The sequence below is a fragment of the Bacteroidales bacterium genome (assembly GCA_012519055.1).
Lineage (GTDB): Bacteria > Bacteroidota > Bacteroidia > Bacteroidales > Salinivirgaceae > JAAYQU01.
On sequence record JAAYQU010000040.1, the window covers coordinates 1 to 16264 of the forward strand.

Sequence of the window (16264 nt, forward strand, 5' to 3'; positions counted from 1 at the left end):
AGCTGTATACGGCAGCCGGGGCCCCATATCATATTGCAGGTTTCGTTCTCCCTAGTCACCAGCGTTTGGCCTGAAACTTTCGTAACTGGCAGAAATGCCCCGGCCGACCGCATACAGCCTGGCGTTAGCGGTAATTTTTGTGACCCCAACAAGAAAATCAAAAAGAAAAAATAATGAGTAGTAAATCGAAAAAAGCAATAGCATCATTAAATAAACATTTGAGTGACATTGACTCTGTTACAAATGTTCAAGAAGGCAACACTTGGAAGGCTGCATTAAAAGACACTATTAACTTATACATTGGCGAAAATTCTTCAATATCTCAAAGACTTGACAAACTCTTTTTTACAAGAAAAGAAACATATGTACCAGAAGGAGTCATTGGAATTTTCACAGACCACGTTTACGATGAATCGAAAAAACAGAATTTCAAAGATTTGATTTTATATGCTATAAAGTACATTGAGTTAAATGGTGTTTATAGAAATCCTAACAACAAAAATTTTCTAAACCATTTTGGTAATGCAGAAATAATAAGTGGGGCAGTGTTTGTTATTTTACTTGTTTTTGGAATTGGGAATTACTTTGGTAAACTAGAAAAAGATAGAGAAATAATGCAAACTGAAACAAAAATTAAAGAAGCAGAAAACGTGACTGAAACTTTAAAATTTGAAAATAGAAATTTAAGAGTAAGAATTGACAGTCTACAATTAGAAATAAAAAATCTAATAAGTAAACCAAGACCTGCAAATAAATAAATTAACAAAATATTTGAAAATGGAAACAACACTTTATGATAAAAGCGGAAGACCAATTGCTTACATATCATCAGACAATGATGATGCTATTTATTTATGGGACGGTCACGCAGTTTGTTATGTATATGACAGTAAAATTTACGGTTGGCGCGGCAAACATATCGGTTGGTTTATTGATGGCATTATCTATGACAATAGTGGTTATAGGGTTGGTTACATTCGGAAAAAATGTCCTAGTGCTACTTATGCGACACCTGCGAAATACGCTAAGTATGCTAGATATGCTAAATATGCAAAGTATGCCGCTTATGCAAGACCAGCACTTTCAACAGGACAATCAGACCTTGGGCTCAAAGAATTTTTAGAACAAGACAGAGTGTAATGTTTGAATATATATTTACGGACATAAATAAAACTACCGCTAACACACGTTGTGCGTCATGCGGGGTGACGTGCTTACATTCAAGTTCAGTTTTTCAATTGGGCTTTTGTGCTGGGTTGACAGTTTTGTGCTCCGAAAACCCGCACGAACGCAAAGCGTAGGAACGTTGGCGGTAATGCTTTGACAGCGACACGAACAGACGATTAACATTTCAATAAAAAGAAAGTAAAATCAATTAACAAATATGATTAAACCACAAATACTCTAATGTCATTCAATGAAAATTATACTTATAGGTAACATCGGGGCGGGCAAAACTACCATAGCTCAAAAAATTCTTGAACAGTATAAAGAAGCAGAGTTTGTTTCAATTGATGTGATAAGAAAAAAACACGGTGACGGAACAACAGAGAAAGAAAACTATTGTAAAGACAAATTTATTGAAGCGATTGACCTCAAAACTAAATTTCAAATAATAGAACTTACGGGGGTTGGGGTATTAGGCGAAAGACTTTTTGAACTTTTATCAAATTACAAACAGCCAATTTTAGTTTTCTATCTCATTGCATCGTTAGAAGATTTATTAAACCGTGCAAAAGAAAAAATTTGGGACACACCTTTCCCGATAGGGAAAGACAATATTTCTACTGCAATTGGATATACTGAAGACAGATATAATGAAGGATTAGCGGACAATCTTACAGCAAAATGTGCTAATGCAATTTTGGTTTCATTGTTAAACAACAACGAAACAATGATGAAAGAAAACTTAAAAATCATTTTTAGTAAAATAGAATCTTATCGTAATAGTAAAAATGATGTTTAAGAATAAATCAACATATTACGACTTATACAGACCAAACTATCCTTACAGTTTAGTCACATTTCTAAAAGGACAAAATCTTTTAAAGAATAACGATTTAGTTGCTGAATTTGGAAGCGGAACTGGAAAATTAACAGGTTTACTATTGGAAAATGGAAACTGTGTATATGGAGTTGAACAAGATGAAGAAATGCAGGTTTTTTTACAAAAGAAATTTCACGCAAACCCAAACTTTATATTGGTAAAAAAATCGGCTGAAAACACAGGTTTGTCAAAAAACAAGTTCGATTTAATTATTGCGGCACAATCATTTCATTTATTCAATCCAACAAAAGCAAAAGAAGAGTTTTATAGGATTCTAAAACCCAACGGAAAAATGGCGTTCGTTTGGTATCATTGGAATATTAAGCAAGAAGTTACTCAAAAAATCCAAAACCTATTTTCTACTTTTAGAGATAAGCAACAACAGCAAGAAAGAACACAAATAGGTTTGGTTTCTTTCAATAGATTATTTTATCCCAATGTCATACAACACAACATTATTGATACCATAACGCAAAAGTTATCTAAAGCTGAATTTGTAAATAGTATGTTATCATCATCATACGCTACAACTCAAAATGATAAACTACATAATGAATATATGGAAGAAGTAGAAAGCATATTCAATCATTATGAAAAGTCGGGATATATTGAATATTCATTTAACTTAGAAATATATTTTTTGAATGTTAAACAAAATGCTAAAGTAATCACATAATGGTAAATATTTTAAAAAGCAAATTACATAATTGGTATGAACATTCCGACTTGCAGGGATTTTATTTAGTAGGAAGTCGTTCATTAAATGAAGACAATGCTTTCAGCGATGTTGATTTATTTGGACTTACCAAAGACAATCTAACATTTGAAAATATTTCAATTCATAGACATAAGCTAAAAGAAGAATTGAAAGATATTATACCAGCCGAAAAAATTGGCTTTAGAATAAGAACAATAGAAGAATTACCATTATTCCAATCAAAACTTAAATCGTGGGGCTATGATTTACTGCATTCACAGCATATTTTCGGCACAGAATTAAATTCTCTTTTACCACAAATAAACACTATTGGTTTCAGTCAGCAATTAGTGTTTAACAATATGATTGAGTTATTGTGGTATAATCAGTTGTGCCTAAACGACACAACTAATACACAGATTAAAAACTACTTTTGTGTAAAATCAATTCTTAATGTGATTAACTTCATTTTGTATCATAATGAAGTATTTATTCCGACAACGAAAGGACAAATTTCTTATATTGAAAACAATAAGAATTTAATAGACAACTTATCAATTACCGTAGAAGAAATACACGAATCTTTTCAAGCGAGAAATTATCCAGACATCAACAAGTCGCAAATTGATTTTGATAGATTAAGGCATAACTTGATAAAAGAAGCATACTTAAAGTTTCTACCTGCATTTGAGAAAATAAAGGGAGAGCTTACAAGTCACGATTATTGGAATTATGATTCATCTTCATTGAACTCACTAAATTTAATTTTCGAAAAAACAGATAAAAAAAACACCAACTTTGATTATCCATATTACAGTTGGAGAGTTGTTTTAATGGAATCATTGATAAAATTAGATTCAGTAAGATTGGATAATTCTAATTCTTTATTATCCACCACCAAAGAACTTATTAATTTGTTGGTAAAAAAAGAATCCATAAATATTGATGAATCAACAAATGAAACGCCAATAAACCTTTTGCTAAAACTTGAAAATTTAAGACTCGAAGTTTCCGAAACTGGAAAATACAGCAGTAGAAAATTAACTTAAAACAAACGCTTATGCTTAAAAAGATTGAAAAATTCTTAGAAATTACCAAAGCCGCAGCTTCTGGTGTAATTGGTGTTTCATCGGCCTATTTCCTTAAACAGTTTTTAGGTGTAGATACTAAAAAAGAGTTATGGATTGTCTTTGCCGTTACTGTCGCATTGTTTATTATAATATCGTTTTTCAATTGGGTTATAACCAATATCATTGATAGAAGTCAGCGATTACGAAAGATGTTGCTTGGCAAGGACTTTCTTGAAGGTCTTTGGATACAAAAGTTAGCTACCGATTCATTGAATGAAAAACCTGTTATTTATAGTAAAGTTTATATTTCATACGAAAATGGACATTATAAGGTAACTGGAGAATCATACGATAAGGACGGTAAATTTACAGCGACTTTTCAATCACATTCTTCTGAATATGCAAATCATATTTTAGAATATCCTTTTACCATTACAACCATAGAAAATACTGAAAAAAAAGTATTTGGAACAAGTAAGTTGACATTTTCGCTAACCGATGAACTTCCCAACAAATATATTGGGATTGTGTATAGTAATTTAAGAGAAAAACCTGTCTATGTAACCGCAAAAAAACTTCCGAAGAAAACAACGGTTAACTTGACCACGCCTGAAGGTCGGACGGCATTTAAAAATCTTATAGATTAAGGTGGACTATAAACACGGAAATAATATCGTTAGCAAAATATCTGCATCACAACTGATTCCAGAAAATCTGTTGCTTTATGACATTGAAAACACACCACATATTTATCAAGTAGAAATAGACCCAATAGATTATTGCAATCATAATTGCGAATGGTGTTTCACAGCCGACTTTAGACACGATAAAAAAATCCCCTTAACATATTTGAAAAATTACTTGACCACTTTTTGTAATTCAGGCGGTAAGTCAGTTGTTTTTTCGGGTGGCGGAGAACCTTTATTGTATAAAGAAATTTATTTTGCAAGTAGCGAATTTGATAACAAAAGCGTTTGCAAATTTCTAATTGAAAATGAAATATCGGTTGGAATAATTACAAACGGACATTTATTAAGCAATTTATTTGATAGTGATTTTTCAATCACAGATTTAGCTTTTGTTAGAGTATCGTTAGACGCAACGAATGAGATTTCTCATTCCAAATTGCACGATACCAACAAAATAAGTTACTCTAAAATAATAAACAACATTAAAACTTTAATGAAATTAAGAAGCAACCAATTTACGCCAGCAATTGGAATCAGTTTTGTTGTTGATTCAATAAACAATATCAATTTTAGTAAATCCCAAATTGAAGATATAAACAAACTTGCTTGTAATCTCAATGTTGATTTTGTCCAGTTTAAGCATATTCATACTTTTGAAAAAGAACGTGCAATTGAAAGCATGAAAATTCTGCATTCTTATTGTGTTGAAATGAATTGGAATGAAACAGAATTTTGGGTTCAAACTTATACTTCTGCAAATAGTTCTTTACAGTGTTTAATTACTCAATACATTCAATCAATAGGCAATCAATCAAAAAAGTTTCCCTGTTGTCATTTGTTTGGTAGGTCAGAATTTCTAAAACAGGAAGAATTTTTACCAAAAGGAAAAATTATTTCTAATTGCGATAGTATAGTTTGCCGATATAGTGAAATGAATAAGATGTTGTTGAATAATTTTGAAGAAAACATTATGAATCACAAAGAAAAATTAAAGACATCAATAAAGAAGTTCGGTTTTCACCCTTACAGATATTGTCCAACCGCCCCGGATATTTTAGAACCTTTTAAATCCTAATGATTAAAACGTTAGACATAGAACCAACAACAATTTGCAACTTGAATTGTCCGTTTTGCTTTGGTCCAAAAGTAAAAAAGCGTGAGGTTGAAATTGATTTGCAAGTATGGAAAAACGCACTTTATAAATTCAGAAATAAAGGCGTTGAGAATATTGTAATATCTGGTGGCGAACCGTTGATGTACAATAGAATTGTTGAACTTGTAAAATATCTAAAACATTTAAACTACAGGATTGTTATTTCAAGTCACGGAAGATATAAAGAGAAACTTTTTGAAGTTGCCCCGTATTGTGATTGGATTTCCCTACCAATAGACGGAATTACACCCGAAATAAACCACATAATGCGAACAGACAATTATCCAGTTTCTAAAATAATTGCAACCGCCTCAGAATTAAAAAGCAAACACTCAAATTTGAAAATCAAAATAGGAACTCTTGTAACTCAAAAAAATATTCAAGAAATAATTGAAGTTGGAAATGTCCTTCAGGATAATTCAAAATGTTTTGACACTTGGAAAATATATCAATATACACCACGAAGGAAAAACAAGAAAAATGAAAAATCTCTTTACATATCCGACAAAGAATTTTTTGATTTTTCGACTTTAATAAAAACAAGTGTATCAACAAAAATGAAAATTGTTTTTTCTTCTAACGAATCACGAAGAAACGCTTACGCTTTTATATATCAAAATGGTGACCTTAATATTGTAAATATTGGTGACGGTTTTGATGATATACTTGTAGGCAACATAAGCGACTTTAATGAAATAAACTTTCAGCAAATTGACGAATTATTAAACTCAAACCACTATTCAAATTATACAAACACATACTAAATGTACAGGTAGAGCGACAACAGAATAATAGCACTAACCGCCAACAGCGGTTTTGCGTAATAGCGGGTGCAGTATTTCGTATGACAGTTTAGTGGTAGGTTCAAGTGCGGTTCTTCGACTGAACTTTAGTGCTAAAATCCGCCACTACGCAAAGCCGCGAACCGTTAGAGCACATAATAAAAAAGACACCGATAGCAATTAAATAAATGATTATGAGAAAAATATTATTAGGACTTTCACTTTTAATTACGATTACTGGATTTAGCCAAAAGAATCAAATTCAAGTGTTGACAAATGAGAAAGTAATGGGAAAAAGCCTTGTTGATAGCTTTGTCATTAAAGGAGTTGAATATGTGTTTTCTGATAGGATTCATGAAGCTTTTCTTGATACAACAACGGGATTTTTAACTGCTCAACTTAGAGGGTTAAGCAAGAATGGGAAATGGCTTAAAAATACTGGAAATATTGTCCAATATGACATAAAAAATCAAAAGGTAATATGGAGTAAAAAGATTGCTTACCAATCGAGCAGTTTACAGCAATTCAGTAAAACAATGATTTATACTGTTGCCAATAAGAGTTATTGTCTTGATATTAATACAGGGAATGAACTTTGGGAAGTTAAAAACAATATCTACTTCGTTGACCCAATTGATAATATTGGAATCGGCTATAAATTCAAAAGTTCGACTGGATATTCGAATGAACTAGAAGGAATTGATTTAAAAAATGGTAATGTTTTATGGAAAAGAGATTTAAATCGAGAGTATGGTTGGAATGATGTGTTTTACACAAATGATTCAACTATGATTGTGGTTGCTGCTGGATTACATTCAATAAATATAAAAACTGGGAAAGGCTGGGATTACAATACAATTACAGGGAAAAAAGATTATACGGGAACGGCCGTTGCAAATGCAGTTGGAGTTGGTTTAGGTTTACTAACAGGGACTTTTGTTATGTCAACAGGTCACAATTTAGTAAGAGATTTGGTATCTAATACTATAGCTGACAGTTCCAGTATATATCTTGCATCAAAAGAACAACTTGCTAAAATCGACAAACAATCAGGTGAAACAATATGGAAGTTCCCATTTTCAAATGACTTAGCAAGTAAATCTACTATCTTCATGAATGATAGCGTAGTATTTATGATTAATAAGGGAATGGCATTTATGGGTTATAGAGAATTAGATTTTGGCAAGCCCTTCTTTGCGGCATTTGATAGACAGACTGGAAAACAGATATTCTTAACATTAATAAATGTAAAAGACGACCCTATTCTCAGTTATCAGATTCAAAATGGTGAAATCTTTTTAGTATTTAAAAACAAAATTTCAAAGTATTCAATGGAAACAGGAAATTTGATTACTGAAAAAAACTTCCCGAAAGACAATGTTGGAGAACTAAAATATTTTGTAGGTAATCAAGTATTTATCGCAAATCAAAATGGAGATTTAATGAGTCTTCCACAATCTGATTCCACCAAAGTATTTGTTTTTACAAGTCAAGGTAAAATATTCGCAATCGACAGCGAATTAAATATCTCAAAAACAGTAGAATACGCTGATATAAGTATTTATTATCTGAGAACAAAGGACTTTAAGTTTATTGCAAAAGATAAAAAGACTTTGGTTATTAATAATACAGGACAGAAAATTGCTGAAATTGATGCGTCCTCTAATGCCTTCTTGATTGGTAATACTTTATATGACAGACAAGACAAGAGTTTTATAACAATTGATTTGAATGAATTGATTAAAAATGAATAAATTACGAGCCCTAACATGCGGTATAAAAAATTGCCGGTACAGTAGGTTATTCAACGGTTGTAGCCCGCTTCAACTTTTGTGTAACTTGACAGGAAATCGCCCGCAATCGGCAACTTTTCATACCGCCATCCGTTATAGGCAAGCAGTAAAAAACGACAGTATATGAAAACAGTTTTAATTTTGACAATAGCACTCCTCACACAAGTAAATTATTGTTATTCGCAGTGGATTCAAACCGATGGGCCATATGGCAGCACAAATGTTATAGCCATAGTTGAAGATGATTCATTGTTATTAACTTCTACAAATTGTGGATACTTTTCTAAAAATCAAATTTCTGACAATTGGACATTGAATTCAACATTAAGTTTTTCATGTTATACAAAAAAGGGCGACAGCTTATTTGTTGGAAGCATGTATGGGGGCGTACAATTAATTGACTTAACCAACCCCAATAATCCTATTGTAAATATAAATTCAATACCAGCTAATTCATTGGCTAATTCTGACTCCTGTCTATATTTAGGTAATGAAACACAAGGCTTTTTAAAATCAAATGACTATGGTAATACATGGAATTCTTATAATATCGGATTACCTACTGATACCCTTTGGAATCCATGGATAGGGACATATTATCAAACTAAAGTGACGGATATTGAAGTGTTAAGCAACTATATTTTCTGTGGCACAAAAAAAGGTGTGTATAAAAATAATACAAATCTTAATAATTGGATAAGTGTAAATTCAGGTCTTCCATTATCTGTTGTGACATTCGTAAAAGAATTTAATGATACCTTATACACAGCAATCTCAAACAGCTTATACAGAAGTGCGGATTATGGAAATAGCTGGAATTTGGTTTACACGGCTCCTTCAAATATTTCAACAATACTGGCTTATAATTTTGGCATGTACATTGGCACAACCGGTAATGGTGTTTACTATTCTTTAGATAATTGTGTCCATTGGAGTTCATTAAATGTAGGGTTGTCTGATTTAAAAATAAACGTACTTGCAAACTATGACTCCACATTGCTTTGCGGAACGAATACAGACGGTGTCTTTTGTTTTCAAAGTTGCCAATGGCATAAAAATGAGCTGGGAATGATATGTTCATCAATAAGGTCAATGGCTGTAACTAACAACAACATAATTTCAAATGACGAAAGCAAAGTATATAAGCTTAATTTAAATGGAAACTGGATAGATATTTCTCCGGTTGTTACTTACGAAATGTTTGGTTCTTTAGCTTCGATGCACGACACGGTCTTCCTTTCAGTTGAATATAATACCCCGTCATGGCCATATGATAATCCCTTTATCGTTTTTAGTTCAGACAATGGTATTACCTGGAATAACTTATTCACTCCCGTTCCGTTTGCCCGTGACGATCCTTATCGGATTTACTGTAAAAATGGTAGGCTTTATGCCTATGAAGATGAAAAAATGTGCTATACTGACAATTTAGGATTAAGTTGGACGGACATCAGTCTTCCTTCGCAATATTGTAATATGTTTAACGATTTTATTATAAATAACGCTATTCCTTACGCAGCGGCATGTGGCAATGGACAGCTTATAATGCTTGATAATACACAAAATTGGGTGTTGTCAAATAATGGATTACCCATAGGAGAACCACTTGCTCTAGCCAATTGCGATAGTGCGTTATTTACGTATATTAGTGTTCATGGGATGTATGTTAGCTTTGACAACGGAAACAATTGGACTTATGCAAATAATGGGTTAGTTACAAATTATTCGATTCGCGACTTTGCAAACAGCGGTTCTAATCTATTTGTAACTAGTGATTATGGGGTTTTCGCTACAAATGATTTTGGCCAGAATTGGGTTGCAATTAATAATGGGTTAAAGAATTTAAACACAAGTTCAATAAAGATTTTAAATGACACTTTGTACGTTGGAACATATGGAAATGGAATTTGGAAACATAGCATTGCTGATTTTCATTTGAATGTTCAAGAATATCAACAATTTGATAAATCATTAAAAATTTATCCTAACCCAGCTTCTGATTATATTCATGTTGCGACTAATTCTAATAATGCAAGATTTAAAATTACAGATATGATTGGAAAAGAAGTAATGTCAGGAAGCTTAAATTCAAGTAATGAAATTAATATTTCTGGAATAAAATGTGGAGCATATATTGTGTTTATTCAGTTTGACAAAAAAGTTCAGACAACAAAATTATTAATTAACAGATGAAAAACTGCCAGCCTATAACACGGGTTTTGCGTCAGGTGGGGTGAGTTGCAAATTTAAAGTTTTGTACCTCGCATCTGTTATAGCCAATGCTTAAAAAAAGATTATAAACAACTTAATATGAATTGCTATGACTAAAAAAACAATTATTCAATTTGTATCTCAAAGATCAATTCAGAGAAAACCTTATCTCATAATGACGATTTTCCTTGGAGTTATTTTGATGGCATGTAATATGAAGAACGGACAGCGAGAAAACCAAACAAGTTACCTCGATAATAGAGAAAGTTTAAAACTTGAACAAAAAAATATTCAAAACTTTTTTAATCAGCAAGGCTTAGAAATAACTGTTGAGCAAACTAAAAATATTGCACCCTATCGAATTTTTCTGCATGACTTCACTGCTACTGAAAATCAAATAAGACAAATAATTGAAATATTAGAGCTTGACAGTGTGACTCAAAAAGAATTCGATGAAATTCATTCGGACGAATTTAGCAATGCAGACTATAATATTTATAGTTCAATAGGAAAAAATTATCTGAAAGATTCGATAACATGGTTTTACAAGGGGGAAGGAAATAATAAAAAGGCTCAAACAGAATTAAAAGTAAGCAAGGTTTATCTATACTATAATTTAAAAACAAAAAAAGCGTGCTTTCAGGTATATCACGGATGGGGATAAGATATGAAACTGAAAATAATAAACTTACGTCAAGACAGGACTGTCTGTAACACGGGTTTTGCGTCAGGCGTGGTGGCTTGCAAACCTGGACCTTTGTGCTTCGTATCAAGTTTAGTGCAGGTTGACAGTTTTGTGCTCCGAAACCCACCCGAACGCAAAGCCCGAAAACGTTAACATTAATAATCATAACTAAAAAATATAGGAGATTAAGAAATGAAAACACTTAAAAAAATCAATTCGCCGATTGTGATTGTTATTTTTAGTCTGTTTACACTAGTCGCATGTTCACAGGCTGAAAATACAGTTGAAGAAGTAGCTAAAGAGGTGTTGGAAGCGTATAAAAACAAAGACGTTGAATTGCTTAAGAAGAATGCCTCAGGAATTATGAAACATGCTATCTCGAAAAGTTATTTCGAAGATAAAAGCGTACAAAAAGATGCAAAAGCTATTGATGAATGGGATGGCACTATAAAAGAGGTACGCTACGAAATTGAAAATATGATGGGTAAAAAAATGGTTTTAGCTACAGCATATTACGCTGATGCGGAACCAGACCAAATTTATGCAGTCCTTTTATCAAGCTTAGATAATGGAAAAAGCTGGGTTTTTGTGGGTAGTGGCTTAGGCGGTTTAACAAAAGAAGAATTTGAACAATTGAGCAAAACCATACCCGTTGATGAAACGAAAAAAGAATCAAAAACAGAAACAAACTTCTCAGTTGAGTTGGCAAATGGTGATACTTTTGATAAAGTGAGTGAAGCAAAAATAGTTGAATGTATCAACAGCCTTGATGAAGATAATTTCTTTATTATTCTGAATAACAAAGAAGATTTTATTCAAGCTGCCTTTTCCGATGGTAATTTTGATATTCAGTATAAAGAAAATGGGAAACAATTTTCTGCTGAAAAGGTACTCTCAAAAGAGGCAACAATCCAATTGTTTAAAGATTACTATCAAGGAAAAGATGATTGGAAAAAAGAAATTGTTTGGGTGGACTTTTAGTAAATCAAGATAATATTGATAAAGCAGACTCTGACCTTAATCATGTTCAAATTGAGATTAATGAAAGTGCAAAAAAGGGAATTATGGATTGGACTATTCATTTGTGCCCGACACGGATTTTAGTATAGTAAATGAGATCAAAAACAGAATACAAGTTGACGACTTAATTTGAACACGAGATTGGTCTGGAAATTATTTTTTAGGGCGAATTTTAAGTGATTGGTATTATGACACAGACGAAGACTGTTCAAAAGCTGACATCGTAAATGTTCGCAAATGCGAATGGCATAAAATCGGAACAGAAGAAGCAGTTCCAGGAAAAGTTGTTAGCAGTTTTAGACCAGCAAGGACAGTTCAAGTAATTGACGATGATACAGTGTATTATTTCTCACAAATCGCATACAATCAAAAAGTAGGAAAATCATTTTACGAAGTTGACAACTTAGCTGGAGAAGATATTTTTTAACTATTATCAACTGACAGTTGCGAAGATGCTTTGGCAATTTATTTACAAGTTAAGCAAGACTATCACATTATTCCAAGTTCATGCAAAGACGACACAATGACTTACGAATTTGAACTTAAACACAGACAAACAGAAAAGAGTGCGGTTGTGCAAGTAAAAAGCGGTTGGACACCTTTAAACATTGACGATTACGACAAACTTGACACTGACATTTTTTTATTTGCTACATCGGGGCAATATCACGGAACACCAAAACCAAATATCAAAACTGTTGACCCAGACGAAATCCGAAAATTTTTATATGAACAAACACACTTACTACCCGAAAAAATGAAGGTATGGATAGAACTAACGAGATAATAAAACCTGCCTGTAACACGGGTTTTGCGTCAGGCGGGTGACGTGCAAACAAGGAAGTTTGTATTCCACACCGCGTTCGTCTTGTTTTGACAGGACTTCGTCCCGCCAACCCGCCCGAACGCAAATCCCCATCCGTTAATAGCTAATTTTTCAGACATTGGTTTTAAATTGCTGCAATCTTTAAATTTTCTTGCATTTAAACTTAATAGTAGTAAAACTTCCTGTCATACCTGCTTCCATAGTTCCATCAGTTTTGGTTATTGATATAATTTCATAACTGTAATTCTCCTCACCTTCAATAAAAGTCATTATGATGTTACCCTGAATTGTGTATGTACCATTTCCAGTAGCAAAAAATCCTTCACTTGAATAAGCTCCACCACTACTAAAGGTGGCAGATGTGTATCCGATTGACGTTGAATATGGTGGTTGTGTAATATCTACCATCACACTATCGCGTTCGATATGTGTTACTTGCCACGTTCCTACGATTAACTTGGAATAATTGATTTCCTCTTTGGGTTTTTCTTTTTCGCACGAAATAAAAGTGCTTACTGTTAAAACACCCACTAAAATCAATAAAAACCTCTGCATATCTTTGACTTTTTTAATCGTTTTTTCTATAAGGATAAAAACGACTGAACAAATCATTATTCACAATTATAAGGCTATAATCATGAATATCGAAGTGACCAATCCTACTCTTTTTCAGTATCAGCCTCTTCACGTATCCTCTTAATATTCTTACGGTGCAATCTGAAATAATATATCGCCATTAATGCCAACATTGCGGGAATAAAAACTGCTTGTATAATATAAGAGTTCGGCAGTGACATACCCATCTCTTTTAGCCTTACAACCATGTATAAACCTATATTAAACGACACCAATAGTATCATTACTATCGCAATAATAAATTGGCGAGCATATTTCTGCTCACGTGCTATTTGACTTTTTACTTCTTGATTTACAAACATTTGACTATTATATTTTTATTGTTTTTTCACTACTTAACTCTTAACAAGTTATTCTGATACCGTTTTTTCTGTTTTATCCCCTCCAAACCAAGTATTAAATCCGCGTTGTGCCTCTTTTTTAACGTAAGAAAAGCGTAACAAGATCACTACTATAAGAATTAATATCGAGATGATGAAAGATCGTTCGGTGGGCGAAAGCTTTTTCCAAGTATCATTGAAAAATTTACCTATTCTTCGCATATTAAACTAACTATTTTATACTTCGATATTTTTATCCTAACTATTAATGAAAGTTTTACTTTTCAATTCTAATTCTCGCATCAACAGCAACAATTTTATCACCTTTACCTAACAATGGATTTAAGTCCATTTCAAATATCTCTGGTGCTACCTGACACAAGGCTCCTACTCGTGCAATAATATTTGCAAATTTAGTTTCGCTGATTGGATCCTGACCGCGCACACCTTTAAAAATTTGGTAACTGCGAAGCCTTCTAATCATTCCGAGAGCATCTTTTTCAGTAACTGGTGTGATATCACTTTGAACATCTTTCAATACCTCAATAAAAATACCTCCCATACCACATAAAACCATATGTCCAAACTTATCTTCACGTTTAGCACCGACAAAAAGTTCGGTTCCGCTTAACATCGGCTGAATAAGGATTGCCGTGGTATCTTTAATTTTAATCATTCTGTCGAACTCGGCTTGTACAGTCTCAACGTTCTTAACATCTAGAACAACACCGCCAACATCTGACTTGTGTACAGGTCCCACAACTTTCATAACCACCGGGAATCCAAGCTCTGCGGCTTTTTTACCGGCATCATCGCGATTTGTTACAACAGCCTCACCTGCACGTGCAATGCCTGCGGCATCGAGGAGTTTCTGAACATCGGCTGGTGACAAATAACCGTTATCGGCTTTATCGACAACTGCTCTAATAGCTTTTTTGTCAACCGCAATGCCTTTATCTTCTTCGGCTTGTGGTTTTGGTGTATTATAAACTTTACACAGGGCGTTACCAAAAGTTACCTCTTCGGGGAAGTTAATACAACCTTTTGCAATAAACGCATCTATCTCCTCTTTTACATTAACGACAGATGGCAATATCGGGTAAATAGGTTTTTTGCATGTTTGCATTTTTTTATACAACACGTCATACACATCGTGAACGGGGAATAGTCCGGGACTTCCAAATATTACAGCCATTGCATCGATATTGTCGAAATCGTTTTCGCATGCGTCAAGTATATATCCTAACTGTTCGGCTGTTCCTGTTGCCAGAAAGTCAATTGGGTTAGCTACAGATGACCCTCCAAACAGTTTTGAAAGCAACTCGTCAGCTTTCTTTCCCTCGATATGAGGAACTTCCAAACCGCCATTACTCAACGCATCGGTTAGCATAACTGCCGGACCTCCTGCGTGTGTGATGATTGCAATGTTTTTGCCTTTTGGTTCAGGGTGCATAAAAACAGACGCAACAGTAACCAACTCCTCTCGTCCATTGCAGCGAACTATTCCTGCTTTACGGAAAAGTGATTCTACTGCTAAATCGCTACTTGCTAAAGCTCCTGTATGAGACGAAGCTGCGCGGCTTCCCGCTTCTGAGCCTCCCGATTTTATTGCAGCAATCTTACAACCCTTTCTCACTAAAGAAGATGCGTGTTTTAGCAATACATCAGGTTTGTCGATACTTTCGACATAAAGCAGTTTTACTTTCGATGATTTGCCCTCAACGTATGTTTCGTCAAGGTATTTGATTACATCTTCCACTCCTATTTGAGCAGAGTTTCCAACAGAATACACACTATTGAATTTCAACCCTTTAGGTACACCCGATTCTATAATAAATACGGAAGTTGCACCTGAACCAGAAATAAAATCAACTCCTTGTGGGTCGAGTTTTGGAATAGGTGTGGTGAAATTTCCGCAGTAGTTTGTGTTCAACAGACCAACGCAGTTTGGACCTATTAGACTCCCGCCTACCTTGTCGATAACTTCAACTATCTTCTTTTCTAATATTGCGCCTTGTTCGTTTTCCTCACTAAATCCAGCTGAGAGGATAATAAAACCGCGCGTCCCTTTTTCATTAGCCAATACCTCAACAGAGCTAAGGCAAAATTTAGCTGCTATAGCAAGAATTGCCAAATCGACTTGCGGTAAATCTTTAACATCTCGAAAAGATTTGACCCCTTGTACGCTATCCATCTTAGGATTAACAACATAAACGTCACCTTTAAAGTTACTTTCAATCAAGTTTTTTAAAACCTTACCGCCGGGTTTATAAACGTCGTCAGAGCCTCCTATTACCACAATGCTCTTGGGGTTAAGTAGTTTTTCGTGTATCAT

The 16264-nt window shown here is 33.6% G+C and carries 17 protein-coding genes; 13 read left to right on the forward strand and 4 right to left on the reverse strand.

Features of this window, described 5'->3' with window-relative positions; genetic code table 11:
* Positions 1-173: 173 nt before the first annotated feature.
* From GX311_07380 to GX311_07440, 13 genes are all read left to right on the forward strand, one after another.
* Positions 174-758, forward strand: a complete 585-nt coding sequence (locus GX311_07380; protein ID NLK16199.1) for a hypothetical protein — start codon at positions 174-176, stop codon at positions 756-758.
* A gap of 19 nt (positions 759-777) precedes the next feature.
* A complete protein-coding gene (locus tag GX311_07385; protein NLK16200.1) occupies positions 778-1140 on the forward strand; it encodes a hypothetical protein in 363 nt (120 codons plus the stop codon).
* A 277-nt stretch (positions 1141-1417) separates the two neighbouring features.
* On the forward strand, positions 1418-1966 hold the full coding sequence (locus tag GX311_07390; GenBank protein ID NLK16201.1) for a hypothetical protein: 549 nt from the start codon (positions 1418-1420) through the stop codon (positions 1964-1966).
* Positions 1956-2723: a class I SAM-dependent methyltransferase gene (locus tag GX311_07395; GenBank protein ID NLK16202.1), complete on the forward strand. Its 768-nt coding sequence runs from the start codon at positions 1956-1958 to the stop codon at positions 2721-2723. Before GX311_07390 ends, GX311_07395 begins: the two co-directional genes overlap by 11 nt.
* Positions 2723-3793, forward strand: coding sequence for a hypothetical protein (locus GX311_07400; GenBank protein NLK16203.1), 1071 nt, complete (start codon positions 2723-2725; stop codon positions 3791-3793). Before GX311_07395 ends, GX311_07400 begins: the two co-directional genes overlap by 1 nt.
* Positions 3794-3804: 11 nt before the next feature.
* A complete protein-coding gene (locus GX311_07405) occupies positions 3805-4461 on the forward strand; it encodes a hypothetical protein (protein NLK16204.1) in 657 nt (218 codons plus the stop codon).
* Between the two features lies 1 nt (position 4462).
* The gene (locus tag GX311_07410; GenBank protein ID NLK16205.1) at positions 4463-5578 is read left to right on the forward strand and encodes a radical SAM protein; all 1116 of its coding nucleotides are present in this window, start codon (positions 4463-4465) and stop codon (positions 5576-5578) included.
* Entirely contained in the window at positions 5578-6420 is an 843-nt protein-coding gene (locus tag GX311_07415; GenBank protein ID NLK16206.1) for a radical SAM protein, read from the forward strand. Before GX311_07410 ends, GX311_07415 begins: the two co-directional genes overlap by 1 nt.
* 212 nt (positions 6421-6632) lie before the next feature.
* A complete protein-coding gene (locus GX311_07420; protein NLK16207.1) occupies positions 6633-8192 on the forward strand; it encodes a PQQ-binding-like beta-propeller repeat protein in 1560 nt (519 codons plus the stop codon).
* 162 nt (positions 8193-8354) lie between these two features.
* A complete protein-coding gene (locus tag GX311_07425; protein NLK16208.1) occupies positions 8355-10424 on the forward strand; it encodes a T9SS type A sorting domain-containing protein in 2070 nt (689 codons plus the stop codon).
* Positions 10425-10551: 127 nt separating this feature from the next.
* Positions 10552-11106 carry a hypothetical protein gene (locus tag GX311_07430; protein NLK16209.1) on the forward strand — a complete coding sequence of 185 codons (555 nt, stop codon included), beginning with the start codon at positions 10552-10554 and terminating at the stop codon, positions 11104-11106.
* A gap of 213 nt (positions 11107-11319) precedes the next feature.
* A complete protein-coding gene (locus GX311_07435) occupies positions 11320-12108 on the forward strand; it encodes a hypothetical protein (GenBank protein NLK16210.1) in 789 nt (262 codons plus the stop codon).
* Positions 12109-12670: 562 nt separating this feature from the next.
* Positions 12671-12934: a hypothetical protein gene (locus tag GX311_07440; GenBank protein NLK16211.1), complete on the forward strand. Its 264-nt coding sequence runs from the start codon at positions 12671-12673 to the stop codon at positions 12932-12934.
* A 180-nt stretch (positions 12935-13114) separates the two neighbouring features.
* Here GX311_07440 and GX311_07445 read toward each other — a convergent pair whose 3' ends face one another.
* The 4 genes from GX311_07445 to GX311_07460 form a co-directional block, all read right to left on the reverse strand.
* The gene (locus tag GX311_07445; GenBank protein ID NLK16212.1) at positions 13115-13528 is read right to left on the reverse strand and encodes a hypothetical protein; all 414 of its coding nucleotides are present in this window, start codon (positions 13526-13528) and stop codon (positions 13115-13117) included.
* 104 nt (positions 13529-13632) lie between these two features.
* Entirely contained in the window at positions 13633-13911 is a 279-nt protein-coding gene (locus tag GX311_07450) for a hypothetical protein (GenBank protein ID NLK16213.1), read from the reverse strand.
* Between the two features lie 48 nt (positions 13912-13959).
* On the reverse strand, positions 13960-14151 hold the full coding sequence (locus GX311_07455; protein NLK16214.1) for a hypothetical protein: 192 nt from the start codon (positions 14149-14151) through the stop codon (positions 13960-13962).
* A gap of 55 nt (positions 14152-14206) precedes the next feature.
* Positions 14207-16264 (reverse strand): acetate--CoA ligase family protein, encoded by a 2058-nt coding sequence (locus GX311_07460; GenBank protein NLK16215.1) that lies wholly within the window; start codon positions 16262-16264, stop codon positions 14207-14209.